This window comes from Streptomyces sp. NBC_00009 (assembly GCF_045040855.1).
In the GTDB taxonomy this organism is placed as follows: Bacteria; Actinomycetota; Actinomycetes; order Streptomycetales; family Streptomycetaceae; genus Streptomyces; species Streptomyces aureus.
The window spans coordinates 6,907,827-6,932,779 of the sequence record NZ_CP108312.1 but is presented as its reverse complement, the minus strand read 5'-3'; the positions used below and the strand labels follow the sequence as shown (position 1 = coordinate 6,932,779).

The 24,953-nt window shown below is 71.9% G+C and carries 27 protein-coding genes; 11 read left to right on the top strand and 16 right to left on the bottom strand.

The features are described 5' to 3' along the window. Window positions 1-318: 318 nt before the first annotated feature. Window positions 319-1,023, bottom strand: coding sequence for a DNA alkylation repair protein (locus tag OHA58_RS31360; RefSeq protein ID WP_405482922.1), 705 nt, complete (start codon window positions 1,021-1,023; stop codon window positions 319-321). 50 nt (window positions 1,024-1,073) lie between these two features. Here OHA58_RS31360 and OHA58_RS31355 point away from each other — a divergent pair, with 50 nt between their 5' ends. Further along, window positions 1,074-1,799: a TVP38/TMEM64 family protein gene (locus OHA58_RS31355; protein ID WP_405482921.1), complete on the top strand. Its 726-nt coding sequence runs from the start codon at window positions 1,074-1,076 to the stop codon at window positions 1,797-1,799. Window positions 1,800-1,833: 34 nt separating this feature from the next. Here the strand turns inward: OHA58_RS31355 and OHA58_RS31350 are convergent, their stop codons facing one another. Beyond that, window positions 1,834-3,003 carry a thiolase family protein gene (locus OHA58_RS31350; RefSeq protein WP_405482920.1) on the bottom strand — a complete coding sequence of 390 codons (1,170 nt, stop codon included), beginning with the start codon at window positions 3,001-3,003 and terminating at the stop codon, window positions 1,834-1,836. 119 nt (window positions 3,004-3,122) lie between these two features. Here OHA58_RS31350 and OHA58_RS31345 point away from each other — a divergent pair, with 119 nt between their 5' ends. Together OHA58_RS31345 and OHA58_RS31340 are read left to right on the top strand one after the other, a co-directional pair. Then, complete coding sequence (locus OHA58_RS31345; protein ID WP_405482919.1) at window positions 3,123-3,593, top strand: winged helix-turn-helix transcriptional regulator; 471 nt, start codon at window positions 3,123-3,125, stop codon at window positions 3,591-3,593. A 193-nt stretch (window positions 3,594-3,786) separates the two neighbouring features. Further along, on the top strand, window positions 3,787-4,662 hold the full coding sequence (locus OHA58_RS31340) for an undecaprenyl-diphosphate phosphatase (protein WP_405482917.1): 876 nt from the start codon (window positions 3,787-3,789) through the stop codon (window positions 4,660-4,662). 37 nt (window positions 4,663-4,699) lie between these two features. On the opposite strand, the gene OHA58_RS31335 is transcribed toward OHA58_RS31340, so the two are convergent. Beyond that, on the bottom strand, window positions 4,700-6,328 hold the full coding sequence (locus OHA58_RS31335) for a TROVE domain-containing protein (protein WP_405482916.1): 1,629 nt from the start codon (window positions 6,326-6,328) through the stop codon (window positions 4,700-4,702). Between the two features lie 487 nt (window positions 6,329-6,815). On the opposite strand from OHA58_RS31335, the gene OHA58_RS31330 reads away from it, so the two are divergent. After that, window positions 6,816-6,992, top strand: a complete 177-nt coding sequence (locus tag OHA58_RS31330; RefSeq protein WP_165914285.1) for a hypothetical protein — start codon at window positions 6,816-6,818, stop codon at window positions 6,990-6,992. Window positions 6,993-7,041: 49 nt separating this feature from the next. Here the strand turns inward: OHA58_RS31330 and OHA58_RS31325 are convergent, their stop codons facing one another. Next, the gene (locus OHA58_RS31325) at window positions 7,042-7,680 is read right to left on the bottom strand and encodes a hypothetical protein (RefSeq protein WP_405482913.1); all 639 of its coding nucleotides are present in this window, start codon (window positions 7,678-7,680) and stop codon (window positions 7,042-7,044) included. An 86-nt stretch (window positions 7,681-7,766) separates the two neighbouring features. On the opposite strand from OHA58_RS31325, the gene OHA58_RS31320 reads away from it, so the two are divergent. After that, complete coding sequence (locus OHA58_RS31320; RefSeq protein WP_405482912.1) at window positions 7,767-8,279, top strand: nuclear transport factor 2 family protein; 513 nt, start codon at window positions 7,767-7,769, stop codon at window positions 8,277-8,279. Window positions 8,280-8,372: 93 nt separating this feature from the next. Then, complete coding sequence (gene lnt, locus OHA58_RS31315; RefSeq protein ID WP_405482911.1) at window positions 8,373-10,067, top strand: apolipoprotein N-acyltransferase; 1,695 nt, start codon at window positions 8,373-8,375, stop codon at window positions 10,065-10,067. Here the strand turns inward: lnt and OHA58_RS31310 are convergent. After that, on the bottom strand, window positions 9,991-10,896 hold the full coding sequence (locus tag OHA58_RS31310) for a Gfo/Idh/MocA family protein (protein ID WP_405482909.1): 906 nt from the start codon (window positions 10,894-10,896) through the stop codon (window positions 9,991-9,993). The genes lnt and OHA58_RS31310 overlap by 77 nt on opposite strands. A gap of 35 nt (window positions 10,897-10,931) precedes the next feature. Continuing rightward, complete coding sequence (locus OHA58_RS31305) at window positions 10,932-12,194, bottom strand: FAD-dependent monooxygenase (protein WP_405485273.1); 1,263 nt, start codon at window positions 12,192-12,194, stop codon at window positions 10,932-10,934. 156 nt (window positions 12,195-12,350) lie between these two features. Between OHA58_RS31305 and OHA58_RS31300 the strand changes: the two genes are divergently transcribed. Beyond that, complete coding sequence (locus OHA58_RS31300; protein ID WP_405482907.1) at window positions 12,351-12,965, top strand: TetR/AcrR family transcriptional regulator; 615 nt, start codon at window positions 12,351-12,353, stop codon at window positions 12,963-12,965. A gap of 76 nt (window positions 12,966-13,041) precedes the next feature. Next, window positions 13,042-13,509, top strand: coding sequence for a hypothetical protein (locus OHA58_RS31295; RefSeq protein ID WP_405482906.1), 468 nt, complete (start codon window positions 13,042-13,044; stop codon window positions 13,507-13,509). Between the two features lie 79 nt (window positions 13,510-13,588). Here the strand turns inward: OHA58_RS31295 and OHA58_RS31290 are convergent, their stop codons facing one another. The 7 genes from OHA58_RS31290 to OHA58_RS31260 all read right to left on the bottom strand — a co-directional run bounded on the left by OHA58_RS31290 (window position 13,589) and on the right by OHA58_RS31260 (window position 19,759). Beyond that, entirely contained in the window at window positions 13,589-14,140 is a 552-nt protein-coding gene (locus tag OHA58_RS31290) for a hypothetical protein (RefSeq protein WP_405482905.1), read from the bottom strand. 164 nt (window positions 14,141-14,304) lie between these two features. Further along, entirely contained in the window at window positions 14,305-14,988 is a 684-nt protein-coding gene (ung, locus tag OHA58_RS31285) for a uracil-DNA glycosylase (protein WP_266668154.1), read from the bottom strand. Window positions 14,989-15,093: 105 nt separating this feature from the next. Continuing rightward, a complete protein-coding gene (locus OHA58_RS31280; protein WP_405482904.1) occupies window positions 15,094-16,599 on the bottom strand; it encodes an ABC transporter substrate-binding protein in 1,506 nt (501 codons plus the stop codon). Between the two features lie 240 nt (window positions 16,600-16,839). Continuing rightward, window positions 16,840-17,607, bottom strand: a complete 768-nt coding sequence (locus OHA58_RS31275) for an SDR family oxidoreductase (protein ID WP_405482902.1) — start codon at window positions 17,605-17,607, stop codon at window positions 16,840-16,842. A gap of 17 nt (window positions 17,608-17,624) precedes the next feature. After that, window positions 17,625-18,386 (bottom strand): 3-oxoacyl-ACP reductase FabG, encoded by a 762-nt coding sequence (fabG, locus tag OHA58_RS31270; RefSeq protein ID WP_266566823.1) that lies wholly within the window; start codon window positions 18,384-18,386, stop codon window positions 17,625-17,627. A gap of 159 nt (window positions 18,387-18,545) precedes the next feature. Beyond that, a complete protein-coding gene (locus OHA58_RS31265) occupies window positions 18,546-18,935 on the bottom strand; it encodes a DUF3037 domain-containing protein (RefSeq protein WP_376569977.1) in 390 nt (129 codons plus the stop codon). Then, the gene (locus OHA58_RS31260) at window positions 18,932-19,759 is read right to left on the bottom strand and encodes a HipA family kinase (RefSeq protein WP_405482900.1); all 828 of its coding nucleotides are present in this window, start codon (window positions 19,757-19,759) and stop codon (window positions 18,932-18,934) included. The genes OHA58_RS31265 and OHA58_RS31260 overlap by 4 nt, the downstream gene beginning before the upstream one ends. Window positions 19,760-19,878: 119 nt before the next feature. On the opposite strand from OHA58_RS31260, the gene OHA58_RS31255 reads away from it, so the two are divergent. Next, window positions 19,879-20,337 carry a Rieske (2Fe-2S) protein gene (locus OHA58_RS31255; RefSeq protein ID WP_405482899.1) on the top strand — a complete coding sequence of 153 codons (459 nt, stop codon included), beginning with the start codon at window positions 19,879-19,881 and terminating at the stop codon, window positions 20,335-20,337. A gap of 9 nt (window positions 20,338-20,346) precedes the next feature. On the opposite strand, the gene OHA58_RS31250 is transcribed toward OHA58_RS31255, so the two are convergent. Continuing rightward, window positions 20,347-20,991 (bottom strand): cysteine hydrolase, encoded by a 645-nt coding sequence (locus OHA58_RS31250; protein ID WP_405482898.1) that lies wholly within the window; start codon window positions 20,989-20,991, stop codon window positions 20,347-20,349. Window positions 20,992-21,115: 124 nt separating this feature from the next. Between OHA58_RS31250 and OHA58_RS31245 the strand changes: the two genes are divergently transcribed. After that, on the top strand, window positions 21,116-21,583 hold the full coding sequence (locus OHA58_RS31245) for a pyridoxamine 5'-phosphate oxidase family protein (protein WP_405482897.1): 468 nt from the start codon (window positions 21,116-21,118) through the stop codon (window positions 21,581-21,583). 44 nt (window positions 21,584-21,627) lie between these two features. Here the strand turns inward: OHA58_RS31245 and OHA58_RS31240 are convergent, their stop codons facing one another. After that, the gene (locus OHA58_RS31240; RefSeq protein WP_405482895.1) at window positions 21,628-22,548 is read right to left on the bottom strand and encodes a LysR family transcriptional regulator; all 921 of its coding nucleotides are present in this window, start codon (window positions 22,546-22,548) and stop codon (window positions 21,628-21,630) included. 75 nt (window positions 22,549-22,623) lie between these two features. Between OHA58_RS31240 and OHA58_RS31235 the strand changes: the two genes are divergently transcribed. After that, window positions 22,624-23,613 carry a DMT family transporter gene (locus tag OHA58_RS31235; protein WP_405482894.1) on the top strand — a complete coding sequence of 330 codons (990 nt, stop codon included), beginning with the start codon at window positions 22,624-22,626 and terminating at the stop codon, window positions 23,611-23,613. Here the strand turns inward: OHA58_RS31235 and OHA58_RS31230 are convergent. Next, entirely contained in the window at window positions 23,604-24,935 is a 1,332-nt protein-coding gene (locus tag OHA58_RS31230; RefSeq protein WP_405482892.1) for an aminotransferase class I/II-fold pyridoxal phosphate-dependent enzyme, read from the bottom strand. The two genes, OHA58_RS31235 and OHA58_RS31230, sit on opposite strands and share 10 nt — an antisense overlap. Window positions 24,936-24,953: the final 18 nt, after the last annotated feature.

Below are 24,953 nucleotides of genomic sequence, written 5' to 3'. Positions count from 1 at the left end.
GTTCCTCCCGGAACGTGCTCCTCGGCGGAGCAGGGTGTGAAGGCCTCCTTGATGAGGCGGGGACCCCGGATTCCTACCGACCCTCCCCCTGCGGGGTCCGCCGGAATGTCCGGAGAGGGTCAGCTTCGGGCGCCGTCTGCTGCGGCGGCCAGGAAGACGGCAGCCTTCGCAGCGTCCGCGACTGCGGACGTGGCTGCGGGGAAGGCGTACCGGAACATGACGCCGATCATTGCCGAAGAAGCGGCGCAGGTCGAATGGTTTTCCGGCGGCACGGGCGGCTCGGCGGGTGGCCCGGACTTCCTTGGGGCGTAAGGGAGTTCAGGGTCCGATGTTCTTCAGGGCCTCGCGCACCGACAAGGGCGCGAGCCGGTCCCGGTGGGCGGCGACGAAGGAACGTACGGCGTCCGGGTCGGTCTTCGCGTACTCACGCAGGCACCAGCCGACGGCCTTGCGGATGAAGAAGTCGGGGTGCGGCGCCTGGCGCAGGCAGTAGCCGAAGAGGCGCTCCGTGTCGGTCGTCTCCCTGCGGCGGAGCTGGTGCAGGAGCGCGGTGCGGGCGGTCCACAGGTCGTCGTCCTCGATCCACGCGTCCATGTCCTTCGCCAGGCGCGGGTCGGCCTCGACGAGCGCGCCGACGACGTGCGCGGCGAGCAGGTCGACGGTGTCCCACCACGGGACCGTCGACACGAGGTGCCGGGCGACGGGCAGGAAGCCGGACGAGCAGCGACCCGCATGCCGGCGCAGGTAGTCGACCGCGAAGTACGCGTACTCGCGCTCGGGCAGCTCCCAGCAGCGCAGCGCGAGCGCGGTGCAGTCGGTCTCGTCGGGGCGCGGGGCACCGGCCAGGACCGTCCGCGAGAGTGTGCGGCGTACGGGGGTGGTGAGACCGAGGAAGGGGGCCACGTCCTTCATGTACGCGCGCATCTGCCCGGCCCGCTCGGGGTCGGCCGCCGTGGGGTACACGGCGGTGAGCCGCTCCAGCAGGGTGTCGGCCAGCGCGCTGCGCGGGACTGTGACGGTCATGCGACACAACCCTACGGCGAACTTACATATCGGTCGGTTAGTCTCCCCGGATGCCCGACACCGTCGCGACCCGTCCCGAGGGACTCGCCGCCGCCCGGCCGGCGGGCCTTGCCCTGCGTTGCACGAGAGTTCTGCTGTCGCCGTGGTCGCGGCTGTCGCTCCTGGTGGCGCTGCTCGCCGCGGGCGGGGCCACGGTGTTGCTCCTTCAGCCGCAGCGGCTGCTCGCGGACGGCCGGCCACCCCAGATGAGCGGCGCCGCCGCGGTCGTCCTGTTCGGCGTCGCGTACGGCCTGTGCACGGTGGCCTTCGTTCCGCGGCCTTTGCTGAACCTCGCGGCGGGCGCGCTGTTCGGTTCGCAGCTCGGCACCCTGGCGGCGCTCGGTGGGACGGTGCTCGGCGCCGGGGTGGCGTTCGGGCTCGGCCGGGTGCTCGGCCAGGAGGCGCTGCGGCCCCTCGTACGCGGCCGCTGGCTGAAGGCGGCCGACGGGCAGCTCAGCCGGCACGGCTTCCGGTCGATGCTGGCGGCGCGGCTGTTTCCGGGGGTGCCGTTCTGGGCGGCCAACTACTGCGCCGCGGTCTCGCGCATGCGCTGGGCGCCGTTCCTTCTCGCCACGGCGATCGGCTCGGTCCCCAATACGGCGGCGTACGTCGTCGCCGGGGCCAGGGCCTCGACTCCGACGTCGCCCGCGTTCCTGATCGCGATGGGGTTCATCGCGCTGACCGGCCTCGCGGGTGCGGTGGTCGCGTGGTGCAAGCGCCACCGCCTCCGCGGCTGACGCACCCCCGGAAGCTCAAAGCGCTTCCGAAGACTCAGAGCGCTTCGAGGACGGTCGCGTTGGCGAGCCCGCCGGCCTCGCACATCGTCTGGAGTGCGTAGCGTGCGCCGCGGGCGCGCATCGCGTGGACCAGGGTGGTCATCAGGCGGGTGCCGCTCGCGCCGAGCGGGTGGCCGAGCGCGATGGCGCCGCCGTGCACGTTCAGCTTCGCCGGGTCGGCTCCGGTCTCCTGGAGCCAGGCGAGGACGACGGCCGCGAACGCCTCGTTGACCTCGAACAGGTCGATGTCGCCCAGCTCGAGACCCGCCCTGCGCAGCACCTTCTCGGTGGCGGGGATGACGCCCGTGAGCATCAGCAGCGGGTCCGAGCCCGTGACGGCGAAGCTGTGGAGGCGGGCGAGGGGGCGCAGGCCGAGCCTGGCCGCGTTCTCGCTCGTGGTGATGAGGACGGCGGAGGCGCCGTCGTTGATGGGGCTCGCGTTGCCCGCGGTCACCGACCAGTCGATCTGCGGGAAGCGCTCGGCGAAGTGCGGATCGTAGTAGGCGGGCTTGAGCCCGGCGAGGATCTCGGCGGTGGTGCCGGGGCGCACGGACTCGTCTCGGGTGACGCCTTCGAGGGGCGCGACCTCGGCGTCGAAGAGCCCGTCCGCCCAGGCCTGGGCGGCCTTGCGGTGCGACTCGACGGCGTAGGCGTCCATCAGGTCACGGGACAGCGACCACTTGGCGGCGATCAGCTCCGCACTGACGCCCTGCGGGACCAGCCCCTCCGGATAGCGCGCGGCGACGCCGGGACCGAACGGGTCGGCGCCCTCGGGCACGTTCGACCACATCGGCACGCGGCTCATGGACTCCACGCCGCCGGCGATCACCATGTCGTAGGCGCCGGAGATCACGCCCTGCGCGGCGAAGTGCACGGCCTGCTGGGACGAGCCGCACTGGCGGTCGACGGTCGTGGCGGGCACGGACTCCGGGAAGCCCGCCGACAGGACGGCGTACCGGGTGGTGTTCATGGCCTGCTCGGCGACCTGGTCGACCGTGCCGCCGATGACGTCGTCGATCTGCGCGGGGTCTACCCCGGCGCGGCGGACGAGGGTGCGCAGGGTGTGGGCGAGGAGTTCGACGGGGTGGACGTGAGCGAGCGTCCCGTTCGGCTTGCCCTTCCCGACGGGGGTGCGTACGGCTTCGACGATGACTGCGTCACGCATGGTGCGGGCCTCCTTGGCCGACGGGTCGGTGCCCGGCACCGATTACCAGTGAGTAGGAAAACTGAACTCACCATAGCCCCGTCGGTTGGAAAAACAAACCCTCGCTTACACTGATGCGCATGCCAGCTGCCAAGGACCCGCGCCCCTGCTCGATCGCCGACACGCTGGCCGTGGTCGGCGAGAAGTACTCACTCCTGGTCCTGCGCGAGGTGTGCCTCGGCAACGGACGCTTCGACCAGCTGGTGCGCAACATCGGGGCGCCGCGCGACATCCTGGCGACGCGCCTGCGCCGCCTCGTCGACGCCGGCATCCTCAAGAAGGTCGCCTACCAGGAGCGCCCGCAGCGCTTCGAGTACCGGCCCACCACGGCGGGGCTCGAACTGGAGCCGGTCCTCATGACCCTCATGGCGTGGGGCGACCGTCATCTGCGCGACGACGGCGACCGCCCGATGGTGATCGAGCACACCTGCGGCAACGAACTGGCCCCCGTCGTGACCTGCTCCGCGTGCGGCGGCACCGTCCACCACGAGGACCTCAGCGCCCATCCGCAGGCCCCGGGCTGGACCACGGCGGGCCCGGCCGCGGCGTAGCGCCGTCCGGGTGAAGAGGCCCTGTCATCGTCTCTTCACACAAGGGCGCTACGCTGCCCCACGGCGGGCGCCCTTCCACTTCCGTACCCCTTGACCCGTACGGCCTCGCCCGCCCGTCCGTCCTTCCTCCGTGTCCGCCTCTGGCCTGCGCGTCTGCGGTCAGCTCACGTCAGCACTTGGATCGCGTAACTTCATGTCTTGGTTCGAATCATTCATCCTCGGGCTCGTCCAGGGGCTGACCGAGTTCCTGCCCATCTCGTCGAGCGCGCACCTGCGGCTGACCGCGGCCTTCGCGGGCTGGCACGACCCGGGGGCCGCGTTCACGGCGATCACCCAGCTCGGCACGGAGACGGCGGTGGTCATCTACTTCCGCAAGGACATCGCGCGGATCATCTCCGCATGGTTCCGCTCCCTCACGAACAAGGCGCTGCGCAGCGACCACGACGCGCAGATGGGCTGGCTCGTGATCGTGGGCTCGATTCCGATCGGCGTGCTCGGTGTCGCGTTCAAGGACCAGATCGAGGGCCCGTTCCGCGATCTGCGCCTGACCGCGACGACCCTCATCGTGATGGGCATCGTCCTCGGTGTCGCCGACCGTCTCGCGGCGCGCGACGAGGTCGGCGGCAAGCACCGCGCGGTGCGGGAGCGCAAGGGGCTCAAGGACCTGAGCGTCAAGGACGGGCTCATCTACGGCATCTGCCAGGCCATGGCCCTGATCCCCGGAGTCTCGCGCTCCGGCGCGACCATCAGCGGCGGCCTCCTCATGGGGTACACCCGTGAGGCCGCGGCCCGTTACTCGTTCCTCCTCGCGATCCCCGCGGTCCTCGCCTCCGGAGTCTTCGAGCTGAAGGACGCCGGGCAGGACGGCTCCGTCTCCTGGGGCCCGACCGCCTTCGCGACGATCATCGCCTTCGGGGTCGGGTACGTGGTGATCGCCTGGTTCATGAAGTTCATCTCGACGAAGAGCTTCATGCCGTTCGTCTACTACCGGATCCTGCTCGGCATCGTGCTGATCGCGCTGGTGACGGCGGGCGTCCTGAGCCCGCACGCCGGGGAGTCGGCGGGCTGACCCCGCCCGGCCCGAGCCGGACGGGACCACCCCTCGCTCACCTCTCCCGCTGCTTCTCCCACGGCCAGCGCGCGTCGCCGCCCCGCTCGATGAGCGGGATCAGGCGGAACGCCTGGTCGGTGAGGCCGCCGAAGGCGTGCCGGTTCGCGCCGCCCGAAGGGGTCGCGCTCACCTTGTATCCGGCCATGTTCCACATGTAGACGGGCACATCCCTCGGCACGAGCGCGTCGATCTCGGTCTCGGCCATGCCGCCGTGGTCGCGGGCGTTCGACGGGAACCAGCCGGGCCGGGTCTGCTCGTCGGTGACGACGACCACGCGGTCGTGCCCGGTGAAGTGCTTCTTCACCGCGGTCGGGATGTCGGTGCCGGAGATCTGCCCGAACCGCTCGACGAGCCGCAGAAGACTGCCGCCCTTCCGGAAGTTCAGGCGCCGGCTCTCCATCCCGAACTCGACGAGCGTCGGCACCTCCGCGCGCATGGCGAGCGCGGCGCCGAACACCGCCGCCTGCTCGGCGAGCGGGATGTCCGAGCGGTGCGGCGTCGAGAACCCGTAGCCGGGGAACATCGACGGCGACCGGTCCACGAGGATCAGCGAACGGCCGGGCAGCGCGGGCACACCGGCCAGCGAGTGCGCGAGCGCCCGCTCCAGAGCGTGCCCCCAGCGCAGCGACGGGGCGTGCTTGTACGCGGCCCAGAAGCGGAACGGGAACATGCGCGAGCGACGCACCTCGTCCGCGTCGGCGAACCGCGCCGCCACCCGCTGCGCGACCTCGTCCGGGACACCGGCCTCGTCGAAGTTGCGCAGGTTCCGCGCGAGAGCCATCAGACCCATGGACGGAATGATCGCCTCCCACGCCGCCGCGTCCATCGGCCGCTGAAGCCAGCCCGCAAGCGACTCCCACGTCATGGCCGCCTCGGCGAGCCGGCCGGTGTCCGTGGTGAGCACCGCGTGACGCTCCTCCACCGGTACGCGCATCAGCCGCTCGCGGGCGCGCAGGGTGCGCAGCCGCTCCGGGATCTCCTCGGCGTTGCCGTGCCGGCGGTCGAGGGCGTGCTGGAACAGGTCGCCCTGCCACGGCTTGTCGGTGGCGGGCGCCGGGTGCGCGAGGTTGAGGACGTCACCGAACCGGTAACCCTTGGAGTCGGTGTCGTACTTGAGGAGCGAACGCTCGTTGTAGAGCCGCTGGACGGCGTCGGCGATGCCGCGCTTCACCGGCTTCGGCAGGCGCCGGCCGTGCCGCGAGGTCCAGTAGCCGAGCAGCTCGCCCGGCTCGTCGGCGCGCTGGAGGACGCTGTCGACGGCCTGACGGGAGTGGCCGGGCTCGCCCGCGTCGATGCGGGCCATGACGAACTCGGCGGCGCCGACGAGCGCGGCGGTCCGCATGTTCCCCTCTCCGCGCAGCCAGCCGAGCAGGCCCGCGGTCCACTCGGGGTCCTCGACGGCGAGCTGCCGTACGAGGGCGCTGTAGCGGTCGTCGCGGTCGTCCGCGGACTCGTAGAAGGCGTCCGTGGCGACGAGGTTCGAGACGGCGAGCAGGAACAGTTCGCTGCGCGCGTCGCGCAGGTATCCGGTCGCGCCCTCGTGCGTGCGCGCCCGCTCGCCCGCCACGGTGGCGATCGGCGACCGGCCCACCGGGCGGGTGCCGCGGGTGTTGAAGCGTGCCATGAGGCGGCCCCTCTCTGTGGAGAGGAGGCACCGCGTGCGGGCATGCCGAACCGGGGCGCGGCGCTGCTGGGTGCCTCCCGAGATCGGATCGGTCCGCGGCGTGCGTTCACCACAAGAAGTAGCCGCGGACCTGCGCACCGGGAGGTGCGTGACGTGTGCTGCCCAGAGATCAAGTTCGGTGCAGGTACAAGGTGCTCTAACCGACTGAGCTACGCCGACCTGAAGCCGACGACGGGACTCGAACCCGCGACCACCCCATTAACAGTGGAAGTAACCCGCTCCTTCGCACCTGGGCATGCTGCAACTGTAGTGACGGGACGCGACGCTGCCACCTGGTTTTTCACCGGCCGGTCCAAACATGATCCGCCCCTCCCCGACGGCCGTTGCCAGGGACTGGCAGCCAACTGATCGATGTTTACGATCACTTGGCGAATATGTTCCGTCGCTTAGGGTTCCCAGTGGGCGGCACGCACCCTAGCCTTACCGCATGCCGCTTGAGTGTTCGGGTTCCGCGCGGTCTGCCGAGGAAGTCAACGAGCAGATCCGCGGGTTGTGGTTGCGCGCGGGTGGCCGGCTCTCCACCGAGCAGCGCGCCCAGTACGCGCGGCTCGTCACCGAGTGGGCGATCGCGGTCCGTACGGAGGTCGTCCAGGCCGCGGCCTGACGTTCCGTCAATTTCTTGTCGTGTCCGGCTCGGTCAGCGTGTCGGACTGTTAGCGCACTTCGGCGTTCCAGCGCCAGGACGTGAGCCGCTCCCTGCCGGGCAGCTCGCCGCGCCCCGTCGCCCACAGCAACGTACGCCAGGGGTCGTCGCCCTGCGGCGCGCCGGGGAACAGCCGGGCGAGAGCCCGGGCGCAGAGGCCGGCGGGCGGGGTCCAGTCGAGGCCGAGGCCTTCGGCGATGTCCTGCGTGTGGACGAGGGTCTCCACGACGCCCATCGCGCCGAAGCCCGCGGGGTCCGAGAGGCCGAACACGTGGTGGGCGCGGGTCTCGGGCGCGGCCGTCCGCACCATCGCGACCAGCAGGGCGCCGCTCGCGTCGAGCACCTGGAGCAGTCCCGCCGGGCCCGCGTCGCGGTTCGCGAAGATGACGTTCGCGGGGCCGTCCGGCCTGCGGCGCGTCCAGTCGAACGGCACTTCGGTGTCCAACGGCGGCTTCGACGGGCCGAGTTGGGCCGCGTACGCGAACAGGTCGTCGGCCAGATGCTCGGCCGTCTCCCAGCAGTCCCACTCCAGCGAACCGGCCCTGACGCCCCAGTCGGCGCCCAGGGCCCCGCCGAAGGTGTCCACCGCGAGCCGCACGGAGTGCGCGAGGTCGTCGGCGGCGGTCTGTGAGGTGCTCTCTCGGGACATGCCGAGAAGGTACCGATGATCACTGTCGCGGGCCTCTCCCCGTCGCGCCCCTTGGATCTGCGGTTCCGGTGCCCAAGACTGACTCAATGACACAGCGCGTAGAACTCGCCACCGTGATGGACCGACTCGCCATCGAGGAGCTGATCACCGACTACGCGGTGTCCGTGGACGACGGGGACTGGACGGCGTACCGCGGACTCTTCAGTCCCGACGGGCGCGCCGACTACCGGCGGGCCGGCGGCATCGAGGGCAGCGCGGCCGAGATCACCGAGTGGCTGACCCGGACGATGGAGCTGTTCCCGATGCGCCAGCACCTGATCGCCAACCGGCGCCTGCGCTTCGGCCGCCTCGACAACGACATCGGGGACACGGCCGAAGTGCAGGCCGACTACATCAACCCGATGCGGTTCGCCGGCGACGGCGCGGGCAGCGCCTCTGACGCGCCCTCCAATGCGCCCGCCGGTGCGCCCGACTTCGTGTGCGGCGGCCGCTACGCCTTCACCCTGGTGCGGACGCACTCCGGCTGGCGGCTGCGCGGGGTGACGGTGCACGAGAAGTGGCGCCGCACCGAGGGCGCCGCGGCGGCCACCGCGCCCTGACGCGAGCGCCCCCCGATGCCCACTGTCAAAGATCGTCCCGGGCGCGCACACTGAAAGCACGTACCGGGCGTCGGACGACGAGGGAGGCGGCGCATGGACGGGTCGGGCGGGAACGGTCGGTCGCGCTCGTCGAGTACGACGCAGTCGTGGCCGGCGTCGGCGCTGCCGGCGGCGTGGGCGGCGCCCGCCGCGTCGTGGCAGGGCATCGCTCCCCGCCTCGCGGCGTCCCCCTGGTGGCGTGGCGTCGCCGCCGTGTGCGCCGGCGCGCTGCCCGCGCTCGCGTTCCCGGCGCCGTCGCTGTGGTGGCTGGCCTACGTCGCGCTGGTGCCGTGGATGCTCCTTGCCCGCTCCGCCCGCACACCGCGCCGCGCGGCCCTCGACGGCTGGCTCGGCGGGCTCGGGTTCATGCTGGCGGTGCACAACTGGCTGCTGCCGAGTCTGCATGTGTTCACGGTTGTGATCGCGGCGCTGCTCGGCGCGCTGTGGGCGCCCTGGGGCCGGCTCGTGCGGCGGCTGCTCGGCGGCACGCCCACGCGCGGGCAGGCGGCCGCTGCCCTGGTCGCGGTGCCGTCGGCGTGGCTGATGGTCGAACTGGTGAGGTCCTGGCAAGGGTTGGGCGGCCCGTGGGGGCTCATCGGGTCGAGCCAGTGGCAGGTGCAGCCCGCCCTGCGCGTCGCGTCGGTGGGTGGGGTGTGGCTGGTCAGCCTCCTCGTCGTGGCGGTCAACACCGCCGTCACGGTCCTCCTCGTGACGCGCAGCGCCCGTACGCCCGCGGTGGCGGGGCTTCTGGTGACGGCCACGGTGACGACGGCCTCCTGGGCCTGGGCCCCGCGCCCTGAGCCGGATGGCCAGGTCAGGGTCGCCGTCGTCCAGCCGGGCCCCATAGGCGGCGCCGGCAGCGGCGAGAAGCGCTTCGACCGGGAGGAGCAGCTGACGCGCGGCCTGGCCGGGCAGGGCGTCGACCTGGTGGTCTGGGGCGAGAGCAGTGTCGGCTTCGACTTCTCGCAGCGGCCGGACCTCGCGCGCCGGGTCGCGGCGCTCTCGCGCGAGGTGGGCGCGGACGTCATGGTGAACGTGGACGCGCGACGCGTCTCACCCGGGGGCGCCCCCGGCATCTTCAAGAGCTCGGTCCTGGTGGGCCCGGACGGTCTCACGGGGCAGCGCTACGACAAGATGCGGCTCGTCCCCTTCGGTGAGTACATCCCGGCGCGCCCTCTGCTCGGCTGGGCCACGTCGGTGGGCAAGGCAGCGGGCGAGGACCGGTTGAGCGGCACTCGGCAGGTCGTGATGGACGCACGGTCCGCGCGGGACAGCGACCTGCGGATCGGCCCGCTCGTGTGCTTCGAGTCGGCGTTCCCCGACATGACGCGGAGGCTCACACGCGACGGGGCTCAGGTGCTGCTCGCGCAGTCCTCGACGTCGACGTTCCAGCACAGCTGGGCGCCCGAGCAGCACGCGTCGCTCGCGGCCGTGCGCGCCGCGGAGACGGGCCGTCCGATGGTGCACGCGACGCTGACCGGGGTGTCGGCCGTGTACGGCCCGGACGGATCACGCGTCGGTCCCTGGCTCGGCACATCGGCGAGCGCGGCCCGGGTCTACGAGGTGCCGACGGCGCACGGCACGACGCTGTACGTACGGTTCGGCGACTGGCCCGTGCACGCGGCCGTCACCGTGCTCGCCCTGCTGGGCGCGGCGGAGGCCGTCCGCCAGTTCAGGCGGCGAACCGCTGCACCTCACGTACGACCTGCTCGCACAGCACATGCGTCTCCAGCGCGTCCTTGGCGCTGACGACCTTGCCCGCACGCACGGCGTCGAGGAAGCCGAGCACCACCTGCTCGATGCCGCGCTGGCGGGCCACCGGCACCCAGTCGCCTCGGCGGCGCACCGTCGGCTGACCCTTGTGGTCGATGACTTCGGCGAGGTTGACGACCTGCCGCTTGGTGTCCTGCCCGGAGACCTCGACGATCTCCTCTGTCGAGCCGCTGAGCCGGTTCATGACGCCGATCGCCGTGAACCCGTCCCCGCAGAGCTGGAGCACCACGTGGTGCAGCAGGCCGTCCTCGACCCGGGCGCGCACCGACACGTCGTCGATCGGACCGGGCACGAGGTAGCGCAGGGTGTCGACGACGTGGATGAAGTCGTCGAGGACGAGCGTGCGCGGCTCCTCGGGCAGCCCGATCCGGTTCTTCTGCATCAGGATCAGCTCGCGGGGGTGGTCGGCGCACTGCGTGTAGCCGGGCGCGTGACGGCGGTTGAAGCCGACGGCGAGGCTGACCCCGCGCTCCTCGGCGAGCCGCACGAGGCGCTGCGAGTCGGCGAGTTCGTAGGCGAGCGGCTTGTCGACATAGGTGGCGACGCCCGCTTCGAGCAGCCGCGTCACGATCTCGGGGTGGACGGCGGTCGGCGCGTGCACGAAGGCCGCGTCGAGCCCCTGCGCGAGCAGCGCGTCCAGGTCGGTGTGCCGGTGTTCGGCGGGGATGTGATGCGTGTCCCCGACCCGCCGGAGCGTCGCGGGCGTGCGGGTCTGCAGGTGCAGCTCGACCCCCGGCAAGGTGGTGAGCACCGGCAGATACGCCTTCTGCGCGATGTCTCCGAGTCCGATGCAGCCGACCTTCACGTCCGTCTTCCCCTCGCCCCGGGCCGTCCGTCCGGCTAAGCCCTCTGTGTCTGGGCAGCATACGGCCGCTGCGGTGGCCGCCAGTCCGCGATCTCGTCGAATCCGCGCAGCATGACGGCGGGTCCGGTCTTGTCGAGAGCGGCGATGAGGGTGTTGCGCAGCGCCATCGCGGGCCGGTTGCTGAGCATGTTCACCCGGCCGACCGCGACGGCCTTGCGGGCGATGGCGGTCGTACGCGGCCTGCGTGCGGCGGTGTACGCGGCGAGGCCCGGGGCGTCGGGCTGCGCGGGGTCCGCGTGGTGGGCGAGCACGACGGCGTCCTCGATGGCCTGGTTGCCGCCCTGGCCGAGGGTCGGCGGCATGGCGTGGGCCGCGTCGCCGAGGAGCGCGACCCGGCCGTGGTGGAAGGCCGGCAGGGGTTCGGTGATGTGGTGGACGTCGTGGCGCAGGATCTCGTCGGGCGCGGCCGCGTCGATGATCGCCGGGATCGGGTCGTGCCAGTCGCCGAAGCGGCGCAGGAGCTCGTGCTTCTCGTCGTCGGGGGCGTGCTCGCCGGCGGGTGCGACGGCGGCGCCGTAGGCGTAGACCGTGCCGTCCGCGAAGGGGTGCGTCCCCCAGATGCGGCCGCGTCCCCAGGTCTCGTGCTGGGCGAATGGCCGGCCGAGGGACGGGACGAGGAGGCGCCAGGTGGTGAAGCCGGCGTAGACCGCGCCCGGGTGGGCGGGGAAGAGCGCCGTGCGCACGGCGGACCTGATGCCGTCGGCGCCGACGACGAGTTCGGCTTCGAATGCGCCTTCCGGAGTGGTCACCCGGGCGGGGCGGGCCGGGTCGCCAACGACGCCGGGGTCGGCGAGGGCCGCGGCGGACGCGGTGTGGACGACTCCGTCGGGGAGCCGGGACGCCAGCTTGTCGATCAGGGTCGCGCGATGGAGGAGCACGAGGGAGCCGCCGAAGCGCTCGGCGGCGGCCTTCGCGTCGGAGCGCGAGAGCCAGCGGCCGCTGGGGGTGCGCAGGCCGCCCTCGCCCTCCCAAGCGGCGAGAGACCGGATCTCCTCGCCGAGGCCGATGACGTCCAGGGCCCGCTGCGAGTTGGGGGCGAGGGAGATCCCGGAGCCGACGGGCTTCAGCTCGGCGGCCCGTTCGAGGACGGTGACGTGCCAGCCGCGCAGGTCGAGCGCCACGGCGGCGGTGAGGCCGCCGATTCCGCCGCCCACGACGACCGCGCGGGGCCGCCGCCCGCGGCCGGCGGCGGTGCGTGCTTCCGGTCTCGCCGGCGTCTTCCCCGTCGAGTCGGTCAGTTCGGTGGGAACCGCTGAATCCATCGGTTCGGCAGTCATGGCTTCGCGCTCCTTACGTCTCACAACGCCCGGCTCGGCCCGTCAAGGCTCACTACACCTGTAGTGTGCCCGGTTCCGAACGTACTACATCTGTAGTTCCGGCGGTAGGTTGGGATCATGCCCCCTCGCAACAGCGCCACCGGCGCCACCGGCGCACCTCGCGCCGAAGTCATCGCCGACGCCGCACTCGATCTGCTCGCCGAGCGCGGGATGCGGGGCCTGACGCACCGAGCTGTCGACGAGACGGCGGGCCTGCCACAGGGGTCGACGTCGAACTACGCACGGACCCGGCTCGCCCTCCTGGAGGCGGCGGTGCGGCGCCTCGCCGTGCGCGAGTCACGGGTGCTCGCCGTGGACGAACTGCCGGATCCGGCCGGCGGGATCCACTCGCTCGTCGACGGCATGGCGCTCGCGCTGCACCGCTATCTGACCAGCCACCCTCAACTGCTGGTATGCCGTTACGAGTTGGCGCTGGAGGCGACGCGGCGGCCGGAGTTGCGGGCGTTCTTCGACGAGACGGGTCGGCAGTTCCACGAACCGCTCACCGCGCTGCTGCGGGCCGCGGGGTCCCGGGATCCGGAGCGGCACACGCTGTCGCTGGTGGCCTGGTCCGAGGGGATCATGTTCTCGTGCGTGGCCGGGGCGTTCCACGCGTCGGTCCCGGACCTGGCGGAACTGCGGGCGGGATTCGGGGAACTGCTGCGCGGGATGCTCGACGCGTCCCCGTCCTGACCTGCGCGTCACCCGTGCGGGGCATCATCGGCCGACGGGCCCGCCACGAGGTTCCGTACCCGACAGAGTTGCGCGAGTGCATCGATCGACGACCTCAGCAGCGCTTCTGCTCACGGTGGCGGCCACGGCCGCCGCGGTGTCCGGTTGCGTGAGCGTACGGCAGCCGGAGCCTCCGGCCGCGTCCCCCAGCGCCCCCGCCGTTCCGGCGGCGCCCCGCCCCGACGGCCGGGCGGACCCTCAGGTCGTGCAGGCGCCGGTGCGGGAGGCGCTGGACAGGATGGGCCGCACGCCACCGGCCCACTCGCCCTCACCCGAGCCGACCCGTGCGCCACGCCCGCCGCAGCCGCCACGCCACGAAGCCCCGCACCGGTCGGGCCCCGGCCACGCGGCACGCCCTGCGGCGCCTCCGCCGCACCACCCGCACACCGCCGCCCCCGCGGCACCCGGCGTCCCGGGCGATGTGTGCGCCCTGGGCAACCAGTACGGCAAGTGGAACCCGGACAGCCCCGAGGCCCGCATCTGCCGGGAGACGTACGGAGGGTGAGCCGGGCGGAAGGTGAAGTGCGACGGAGGATGAGGCGAGGCGGCGGCGCATCGAGCGGGGCCGGTGAGGGGGCGGCCGCCTACGAACTCCGTCTGGGCGGCCCCAGCGGCTCGCCCCCGGCGGAACCGCGGCCGGGGCCCTCGTCCCTTCCGGGCGGCATCGCCGCGACCCGCGTTTCCAGGCGGGCGATGGCCGCCCGTACGCCGTCCCCGTAACCGTCGTCCCCGAGCGCGCCCACCACGGCGCGCGCCTGCGTCAGATGGCAGCGGGCCGCGTCGGGGCGGCCGAGCTTCACATAGTCCGCCGCCAGGTTGAGATGCAGCGAGGGGTAGAGCGCGCGGACCGCGAGCGACTGCTCGTGGCGCGCGAGCCGCGCCTCGGTCAGGCCCTCGGCGGCGGACAGGGCCCGCAGGTCCCACGCCAGCTCGTCGTCCGGGTCGTCCTGGGCGTCCGCCATGTAGTGCGCGAGCGTGCAGCGGTGGAGGGGGTCGCCGTCCTCTCCGATCTCCGCCCAGAGGCCCAGGTACCGGTCCCTGGCCTCCTCTCGGTCGCCGGCGTGATGGAGCATGATCACCTGCCCGATCCGGGTCATCATGACGTCGTCCGCCGCCTGCTCCCGCTGCTCAGCCACAGGTCCTCCACGCTCGTATGCCGATCGTCCAAGCTGATAACGATTCCGACGCTATAGGCAGCCGCTGACAATCCCGGTCAGGCGCGGGCGGGGGTCCCTCCGGGGGCCGGGCGATCACCGCACGCGGAGCTGCACGCACCCGGAGGGACAAGCACCCGGGGGCGTCAGCCCAGGTTCGGAATCCGCCAGTCGATCGGCGTGTGGCCCTGCGCGGCCACCGCCTTGTCGATCTGCGTGAAGGGATGCGAGCCGAAGAACTTCTTCGCGGAGAGCGGCGAGGGATGCGCGCCCTTCACGACGACGTGGCGCTCCTCGTCGATGAGGGGGAGCTTCTTCTGCGCGTAGTTCCCCCACAGGACGAACACGGCCGGGTCGGGACGGTCGGCCACCGCGCGGATCACCGCGTCGGTGAACTTCTCCCAGCCCTTGCCCTTGTGCGAGTTGGCTTCGCCGGCCCGCACCGTGAGCACCGCGTTCAGCAGGAGGACGCCCTGCTCGGCCCACGGCATCAGATACCCGTTGTCCGGGACCGGGTGGCCGAGCTCCTCCTTCATCTCCTTGTAGATGTTCCGCAGGGAGGGCGGTGTCTTCACGCCGGGCCGCACGGAGAAGCACAGACCGTGCCCCTGCCCCTCCCCGTGGTACGGGTCCTGGCCGAGCACAAGGACCTTGACCCGGTCGTACGGAGTCGCGTCGAGCGCCGCGAAGACCTCCTCGCGCGGCGGGTAGACGGGACCCTTCGCGCGCTCCTCCTCGACGAACTCGGTGAGCTCCTTGAAGTAGGGCTTCTGCAGCTCCTCGCCGAGGACGCCGCGCCAGGACTCGGGCAGCATCGCGGTGTCGGTCACGTCAACAACCTCCGGGGTACGGTCACTTCACGGCCGTACGAGGCACGGCCGCTGCACACCCCAGAACCTACCCGCGGCCACTGACAACGGGCCCCGGCGGCCCGCCTACCAGCTGGTCTTGCGCTGCAACTCCCACATCATCATGATCGTCGACGGGTCGAGGGCCCGCTCGCCGCCCGAGATCTCCTCGCTGGCCGCGATGTACTGCTTGCCCTGCCACAGCGGCAGCAGCCGGGCGTCGTCGACGAGTATCTGCTGGGCGCGCTTGAACTGGCCCACCACGGCGGCGCGGTCGCTCTCGCGGCGCGACTGTGGCAGCAGATCGTCGGTGATCTCCTTGGACGCGTAGGGCGTTCCGAGCGCGTTCTGCTGGCCGACGAAGGGGGCGATGAAGTTGTCCGCGTCCGGGAAGTCGGGGAACCAGCCGCGTCCGAAGACGGGGTACTCGCCCTTGCGGTATCCGGCCTCGAACGTCTTCCAGGGGCGTCCCTTGACCGTGACGTCGAACAGTCCGGACGCGTCCAGCTGTCGCTTGAGCTCGGTGAACTCGGCGCCGGTCGCGGACCCGTAGCGGTCGGTGGTGTACCAGAGGGTGAGCGGGACCCGGTCCGTGATGCCCGCCCGGGTGAGGATGTCCCTGGCCTTGGCCGTGTTCGGGTCGCCGAAGTCGTCGAAGAAGCCGGTGGTGTGCCCGGTCAGGCCCCTCGGGACCATCGAGTAGAGCGGTTCGACGGTGTCCTGGTAGATCTTGTGGGCGATCGCGCCGCGGTCGACGACCTGGGCGACGGCCTTGCGGACGGCGGACTTGCGCGCCCAGGGGTCCTTGGGGTTGAACACCAGGTAGCTGATCTCCATGCCCGCGCCCTCGACGAGCTGGATGCCGTCCTTGGCCTGCTTGCCCTGGAGCCCCACGACGTCCGACGCGGCGAGCCCGCGGTACGTGGCGTCGATCTTCTTGGCGCGCAGGGCGCCGACCATCGAGGCGGAGTCCTTGAAGTAGCGGATGGTGACGGCGCTGTTCTTGCGCTCGGCGAACCCGTCGTAGTGGTCGTTCTTGACGAGCTCCGCCTTGTCGCCGTCGGTGTACGCGTCGAGCGCGTACGGCCCGGAGCCGGCGATCTGGCCGTCGTCGCGGACCGCGTCGGCCGGGTACTCGGCGGGGTCCACGATGGACATCGCCGGTGTCGCGAGCACGAAGGGGAAGGTCGCGTCGGGCTTGTTCAGTTTGAAGGTGACGTCACGGTCGCCCTTGACCTCGACCGACTTCAGGCTGCCGAGGAGCCCCTCGGGGCCGCCCTTGACGTTGATCCTGCTGATGCGGTCGATGGAGTACTTGACGGCCGCCGCGTCGAGCTTGTCGCCGTTCGAGAACTCCATGCCCTCGCGCAGCTTGCAGTGGTAGACGCTGTTGGAGGGGTCGGTGAACTCGCAGCGCTCGGCGGCGTCGGGCTTCGGCTCGGAGGCGCCGGAGGGGAAGCTGACGAGGGTCTGGTAGACGTTCCTGAACAGCTCCCAGGAACCGTCCCAGGACGCGGCCGGGTCGAGGGTGCTCGGCGCGCTGGTGGTCCCCACGACGATGGGTTCGGTGTCGTCGGACTCTCCGGAGGACATCAGTCCGCATCCGGCAAGGAGCGATATGCACGTTATCGCCGCCAGTTGACGGGGGCCCTGGATCCGGTTGAACACGCGCGCGCTCCTCGATCGGCCATGCCACAGGTCGGCAGACCATACCGCAGTGCCCCGCCGGGCCAACGAGGCACTCCGGCAGGGCACTTGATGCGTACGTACGCGACGTACGCGGGGAACTTCACTTAGGCGAACTTGGTCCGATACGCCCCCTGCGGGGGTTTGTCAGGCGACGCCCGCATTGAGGAAGATTCCGCCGTCCACCACGAGGGTCTGACCGGTGATCCAGTCGGACTGCTGCGAGGTCAGGAAGGCGGCGGCGCCGCCGATGTCCTCGGGCACGCCGAGCCGGGCCAGCGGGTAGGCGGCCGCGGCCTCCTCCTCGCGCCCCTCGTAGAGGGCCTGCGCGAACTTCGTCTTGACGACCGCCGGGGCGATCGCGTTGACCCGCACCTTGGGCGCGAACTCGTGCGCGAGCTGGACGGTCAGGTTGATCATCGCCGCCTTGCTGATGCCGTACGCGCCGATGAACGGGGACGGGGCGAGGCCCGCGACGGAGGCGATGTTGACGATCGCCCCGCCGTTCTCTCCCTGCCACGCCTTCCACGTCTGCTGGGCGAAACCGAGCGCGGAGACGACGTTGGTCTCGAAGACCTTGCGCGCCACGTTCAGGTCGAGGTCGGCGATGGGGCCGAACACCGGGTTCGTACCGGCGTTGTTGACCAGGAAGTCGACGCGGCCGAAGGCCTCCATGGTGCGCTCGACGGCGGCGGCCTGGTGCGCCTCGTCGTGGGCCTTGCCGGCGACGTACATGGCCCGGTCGGCGCCGAGCTTCTCGACAGCCTCCTTGAGGGCGTCCTCGCCGCGTCCGGTGATGCACACGCGGTCACCGCGGGCGACGAGCGCCTCGGCGACGCCGTAGCCGATGCCGCGACTCCCGCCGGTGACGAGGGCGACCTTGCCGGAGAGCTCCGGGAGCTGGGATGAAGTCATGTCCGTTTCCCCCGGCCCTAGTTGAGCGGTCCGCCGGCGACGTACATGACCTGTCCGGAGACGAATCCGGCCGCCTCGCCGGTGAAGAAGGCGATGGCGTTGGCGATGTCGTCGGGCTTGCCCACGCGCTGGACCGGGATCTGCGTGGCGGCGGCGGCCTGGAACTCCTCGAAGCCCATGCCGACGCGGGCGGCGGTGGCGGCCGTCATCTCGGTGACGATGAAGCCGGGGGCGACGGCGTTCGCGGTGACGCCGAACTTGCCGAGCTCCTTGGCGAGGGTCTTGGTGAAGCCCTGGAGGCCGGCCTTGGCCGCCGAGTAGTTGACCTGGCCGCGGTTGCCGAGCGCCGACGACGAGGACAGGTTGACGATGCGGCCGAACTTGGCGTCCACCATGTGCTTCTGGACGGCCTTCGACATCAGGAACGCGCCGCGCAGGTGCACGTTCATGACGGTGTCCCAGTCCAGGGCGCTCATCTTGAACAGCAGGTTGTCGCGGAGCACGCCCGCGTTGTTGACGAGGATCGTCGGCGCGCCGAGCTCCTCGGCGATGCGCGCGACCGCGGCCTCGACCTGCGCCTCGTCGGCGACGTCGCAGCCGACCGCGAGGGCCTTGCCACCGGCGCTGGTGATCTGCTCGACGGTGTCCTTGCAAGCGGCCTCGTCGAGGTCGATCACGGCTACGGCGCGACCCTCGGCGGCCAGACGTACGGCGGTAGCGGCGCCGATGCCGCGTGCGGCACCGGTGACGATCGCGACGCGCTGCTCAGTGGTGGACATGCTCTTCGGTCTCCTCGCCCTAGAGTGCGGCCCTCACGTCCCAACTCGGTGAGCGACCGCTTAGTACCCTGTGGACGTGACGCTAGAAGTCCTGGCACCCGGTGTCAACGTACCCACCGGGTGCGCCTGATCACTCACCGCGAAGGGGCCGCCGCGAGGTCACCTCACCAGGAGGTCGAGAAGCCTGTCGGCCTCGGCCTCGGGGTCCTCGGTGAGACCGGTGTGCACGGGTCCCGGCTGCACGACCGTGGAGCGCGGCGCGACCAGCCACCGGAAGCGCCGGCCCGCGTCGTCGTCCGCCGCCTGGCCCGCGTCGCCGCCCCCTCGGCAGTGGCTCTCGACGGCGGCGAGCGACGCGCGGACGCCGGTCACGTCCGCCTCCGGGTCGAGGGCGCGCAGTTTCGTCTCGTCGAGGTGCGTGAGCGCGCGGACGTAGGACTTGGCGCGGCAGTAGACGACCACGCCGGCGTTGATCTGCTCGCCGCGCTCGACGCGCGGGACGACGCGCAGCAGCGCGTATTCGAAGACGTCTCGGGTGGTCGTGGTCACCGGGTGCCGCCCTTCACACTCGCCGTGCCGGTCAGCCAGCCCGGGGTGCGCTGGACGCGGTCGGGATCCGGCTCGGGCAGGCCGATCCGCTCGTGGACGGTCGCCGCGCGGGGCAGCAGCACGGCGGCGTACGCGCGCCGCACCGCGTCCGGGTCGTCGAAGCCCGGCTCGTCGGCGAGCCAGGCGTCCGGGACGTCGGCGGTGACCTCGGCGAGCAGCTCCTCGGTGAGGCGCGGCGCCAGCTCCGCGGCGGCCGCCGCGACGTCGGGCGCGAAGGGGGCGAGGGCGTGGTCGAAGGCGTCGAACGGCCGGGCCGCCGCGGCCTGGGCGCCGCGCCAGTTGTGGTGCCAGATCATGCTCGCGCCATGGTCGATGAGCCACAGGTCGCCGTGCCAGACCAGCATGTTGGGGTTGCGCCAGGAGCGGTCGACGTTGTTGATCAGGGCGTCGAACCAGACGACGCGGCCCGCCTCCACGGGATCCACCGCGTAGGCGAGCGGGTCGAAGCCGAGGGCGCCGGAGAGGTACTCCATCCCGAGGTTCACGCCGCCGCTCGACTTGAGGAGGCCCTGCACCTCCTGGTCGGGCTCGCCGAGGCCGATCACGGGGTCGAGTCCGATCCGTACGAGCCCGGGCACCCGGAATCCGAGCCGCCGCGCGAGCCCCCCGCAGATCACCTCCGCGACGAGCGTCTTGCGGCCCTGTCCCGCGCCGGTGAACTTCATGACGTAGGGGGCGAGATCGTCGGCCTCGACGAGCCCGGGGAGCGATCCGCCCTCCCTCATCGGGGTGACATAACGGGTCGCCGTGACTTCGGTGAGCATTGCCCCAGGTTAGGCGAGACATCATCGCCGTACGAAAGTCCGTCCGGTGTTGAACATTCCGGTCCCGCGGCCCGTACGGGAGTGGGCCACCCCCCTCGAACCGAAGGGAAACACCAGTAATGACCGCTTCGCGAGAGTCCGTATCCGCCCCGACCCGCCGCACCGTCGTCGCGGCCGTGGGAGCCGCCGGTATCGCCGCCGCGCTCACCGCGTGCGGGAGCTCGGACGATTCGTCGTCCTCCGAGCCGGCGGGAAACGCGGCCAAGGACGGCGCGGCCAAGGACGGGGCAGGCAAGGAACTCGCCAAGACCGCCGACATCCCCGTCGGCGGCGGAAAGATCTTCGGTGACGCGGGCGTGGTGGTCACGCAGCCGAAGAAGGGCGAGTTCAAGGCCTTCACGAACATCTGCACCCACAAGCAGTGCCCGGTCACCGCGATCGAGGGCGGCACCATCAACTGCCCGTGCCACGGCAGCAAGTTCTCCATCGAGGACGGCAGCGTGAAGCACCCGCCCGCCGCGCAGCCCCTGGCCGCCAAGGAGATCACCGTCTCCGGCGACTCGATCACGCTCGCGTAGCGACGCGGGTCAGCGGCCTCGGCGCGGGCGCTTCCAGCAGGTGAGCACGTCCTGTGTGGACGTCACGGTGGCGACGAGGGCGAGCGTGTTGCGGATCATCGCGGGGGTGTAGTCGGACGGCACCCCCGCGACGGCGTCGGCGGGCACGGCGACGGTGTAGCCGCGGTTCACCGCGTCGAAGACGGCGTTCGGTATGGCGACGTTCGCCGAGACGCCGGTGACGATCAGCGTCCGGCAGCCGAGGTTGCGCAGCAGGGCGTCCACGTCGGTGCCCGCGATGGGTGAGAGGCCGTGCAGCCGGCGTACGACGATGTCCTCGTCCGCCACCTCGACGGGCGGCGCGATCCTGACCGCCTTGGTGCCGGAGATCTGCTGTACGGGCAGGCGCGCGGCGGCACGGAACAGCCGTCCGTTGTGGTTGGCACCGCGCCCGTCGGGCCGCCGCTCCGCCACGGCGTGCAGCACCTGTACGCCGCTCTCGTGGGCGCCCGAGACGAGTCGCGCCACATTGCCGAGCGCCCCGGACGACCTGGCCTCCTGGGCGAGTTCGGGCAGGGCGCTGTCGGGGCCGACGACCCCCTGCTGGCACTCCACGGTCAGCAGCACCGTGGTGGCCGGATCGAGCAGTTCGGCGAGCTCTTCGTACGACGGCACGGGGTCCCCCTGTCGCAGGCGTCCTGAGCGGCGAGAGATTAGCCACCATTGCGCCATGGGGGAAGACACCGCATGCTTCTGATCTGACACACCGTCAGCGAGAAGCCCGCGAAGGGGAGTACGCATGGCCGTCACACAGCGTCGGGGCCGCAGGATCATGATGACGCCGGCCGAGCTGGACGAGTTCCTGGGATCCCAGCGCACCTGCCGCGTCGCCACGGTCTCGCCCGACGGCTCCCCGCACGTCAGCACCCTGTGGTTCGTCTGGGACGGCGCCTGCCTGTGGCTGTACTCGATCACGCGCAGCCGCCGCTGGGCCGACCTCCTCAAGGACCCGCGCATCGCCGTCGTGATCGACGCGGGCGAGGAGTACGGGGAGCTGCGCGGCGCCGAGCTGTCGGGCACGGTGGAGTTCGTCGGGGAGAGCCCGCGCACCGGCGAGCCCGTACCCGAACTGGACGTCCCCGAGCGGCTGTTCGCCCGCAAGAACTTCGCGATGGACGAGATGGTGCACGACGGCCGGCACGCCTGGGCCCGGCTCACGCCGGACAAGATCGCGTCGTGGGACTTCAGGAAGCTGGCGTCGCTCTAGCTCTCTCCTGTGGAGCCCTCTCCCGGGCTCTCTCCTGGGGAGCCCTATCTCGGGGCGACGTCCCCGCCCAGACTCGCGCCCACACTCCGGAGCGCCTTCACCGCCGCCCTGATCGACGGCCGCCGGTCCGCGTCGGCCCGCCACACGACGTAGACGTGCCGGCGTACGCGCTGACGCACCGGCACGGTCACCACGCCGTCCGGCACCGGATCGCGCCCGAGGAGCGGTGCCACGCACACACCGAGCCCGGCGGCGACGAGGCCGAGCTGGGTGTGGGTCTCGGCGGCGCGATGGCCGATGCGGGGCTCGACGCCCTTGGCGCGCAGCGTGAAGAGCAGCCACTCGTGGCAGAACTCGCCCTCGCCCCACGTGATCCACTCGTCGTCGGCGAAGTCCTCCAGGCCCACCTCGCGGCGACCGGCGAGGGGGTGGTCCGCCGGCATCGCGACATCGGCGGGATCGTCGAGGATCGCCGCCTTGACGAGGCCGTCGGGGAGCGGCATCGGCTTGTTGTACCAGTCGAGCACGACCGCCAGGTCGAGGTCGCCGCGCACGACCCCGGCGACCCCCAGTTCGGGCTCCAGTTCCTGCGAGCGCAGCCGCAGGCCCGGGTGCTCCGCGCGCAGGTCCGCGAGGGCGCGCGGGAAGAGGCCGCGGGCCGCGGTCGGGAACGCGGAGATCCGCAGCTCCCCCACGACCTGCCCGCGGTGCGCCTCCAGGTCCGACTGCGCGAGCTCGACCTGGGACAGGATCCGCCCCGCATGCTCGGCGAGCAGCCGCCCGGCGTCGGTGAGGCGCACTCCCCTGCCGTTCTTGGCGAGAAGCTGCTGGCCGACCTCGCGTTCCAGCTTGGCCATCTGCTGCGAGACGGCGGACGTCGTGACGTGCAGCCCTGCCGCGGCGCCGCTGACGGACCCGTGGCGGGCGAGGGCGTCGAGGGTGCGCAGGCGCTCCAGGTTCAACATGTAAGCGATGCTAAGCGATACCAGGGAACAAGTCTCGCTTGTGCTAAGAGGTTGTGGGGCGGCATCGTTACGCCCATGAGCACCGTCGCCTCCTCGTCGCCCCCTGCGACTCCGGCCCCCGCGCCTTCCGGCATTCCTACGGAAACACCTGCCTCCGCACGGCCCCGCCGCGCCCTCGACTGGCGCGTCCGCTTCGGCGTCCTGTCGCTGATCTGGGGCTTCAGCTTTCTCCTCATCAAGGTCGGCACCGACGGCTACGCGCCGTTCCAGGTGACGCTGGGGCGGCTCGCGTTCGGTACGGCGGTGCTCGCCGTGGCCATGGCCGTGAAGCGTGAGCGGCTGCCGAGGGGCCTGCGGACGTGGGGGCACATCGCGGTGGCGGCGCTGCTGCTCAACTCCCTGCCGTTCTCGCTGTTCGCGTTCTCCGAGCAGACGATCCCGTCGACGCTCGCCGGTATCTGCAACGCGACGTCTCCGCTGTGGGGCATGGCCCTGTCGCTGGTGGCGCTCTCCGAGGACCGGCCCACGCGCCGCCGGGTCGCGGGGCTCGGCATCGGCTTCCTCGGGGTGCTCACGGTCCTCGGCGTGTGGCAGGGCTTCCACGGCCTGGACCTGTCCGGCACGGCGATGGCACTGCTCGCCTCGCTGAGCTACCCGGTCGGCTGGATCTATCTGCGCCGTACGCTGGCCGGGACCGGCCACTCGAACCTGTCGCTCTCCGGCGCCCAGCTCCTGATGGCCACGGTCCAACTGGCCGTCGTCACCCCGGTGTTCTCCACACTCCCGGCTCACCTCCCAGTCGTGCCCCTGCTCGCGATCGTCGCCCTGGGCGCACTCGGCACCGGCCTCGCCTTCCTCATCCAGTACGGCCTGGTGGCGGAGGTCGGTCCGACCACGGCGCAGATGGTCACCTATTTCATCCCGGTGATCGCGACGGCCGCGGGGGTCGCCCTGCTCGGCGAGTCCCTGACCTGGTCCACCCCGATCGGCGCGGTGATCGTGCTGGCGGGCGCGGCGCTCACACAGTCCAGGGCGCGGCCCCCTCGGCGCAGCGCTCAGCCGTAACGGCGCGCGGGGGCCGGCCCGGTGGCGGACGCGACGGCGTCGGCCACCGGGCCGATGTCGTCCGCGCCGAGCGTCGACACGGTGATGCGCACCCCGGGCGCCGCCCCCATCCGGAAGCGCGCCCCGGGCGCAACGGCCCACCCGGCGTGCAGCAGCCGCGCGACCGCCCCCGTCTCGTCCGGTACGGGCACCCACACGTTCATGCCGCTGCGCCCGTGCGCCTCGACCCCGCGCTCGGCGAGGGCCGCGATGAGAGCGTCGCGCCGCTGCCCGTACGACGCGGCGACGGCGCGCGTGTCCACCGCGCCTTCGGTCCACAGTCGGGCGACGGCCCGCTGAAGGATGCGGCTCACCCAGCCGGGGCCGAGGCGCTGCCGCCCCTCCACCCGGTCGACCGTGACCGCGTCGCCCGTCAGCACGGCGAGCCGCAGGTCGGGCCCATAGGCCTTGGCGGCGGAGCGTACGAACGCCCAGTGCCGCGTCACACCGGCCAGCGGATGCAGCGGCAGGTCGACGATCCCGTGCCCGTGGTCGTCCTCGATGAGCAGTACGTCCTTGTGGGCCGCCAGAACTTTGCGCAGCGCACGCGCGCGTGGCGCGGTGACGGCGGCGCCGGTGGGGTTCTGGGCGCGGTCGGTGACCACGAAGGCTCGCGCGCCCGCGCTCAGGGCCCGCTCCACCTCGTCGGGCAGCGGCCCGTCGTCGTCCATGCCGACGGGCACCAGACGCAGCCCGAGCGCCGGAACGAGGTCGAGCATGCTGCCCCAGCCCGGGTCCTCGACGGCGACGCCGTCTCCGGGCTTGAGGTGCGCGGCGAGCACCCGCTCAATGGCGTCGAGGGAGCCCGATGCGACGGCGACGGGGCCCTCCGGGATCCCGTCCTTGTCGAAGGCCACGCGCGCGTGGCGTGCCAACTCCGGCTCCAGTGGCCCGTCGCCGTACAGGACGGGCGCCTTGTCGGCCTGCGCGGCCGCCCAGGCGAAGGCCTCGGCGAGCGGGGGCAGCAGGGCCGTATCGGGGTTGCCGTTCGAGACGTCGCGCACGCCGGCCGGTACGTCGACGCGGATCAGCTCGCGCGCCGTCGTGGCCGGCTTGGACCGCACGCGGCTGCCGCGGCGCCCGGCGGTCTCGATCACTCCGCGCTCACGGAGGGTGCGATAGGCGGCCGCGACCGTATTGGGATTGACCCCGAGATGCTGGGCCAACTCCCTCATCGGCGGCAGAAGTTGACCCGGCTGCAGGTCACCCCCGCCCACCGCGCGCTCCACGCTGGCGGCAATCTCTGCTGCGCGCCGTCCTTCGATCGGATACTCTCCTAGCACAAAGCAGATTATGCACTA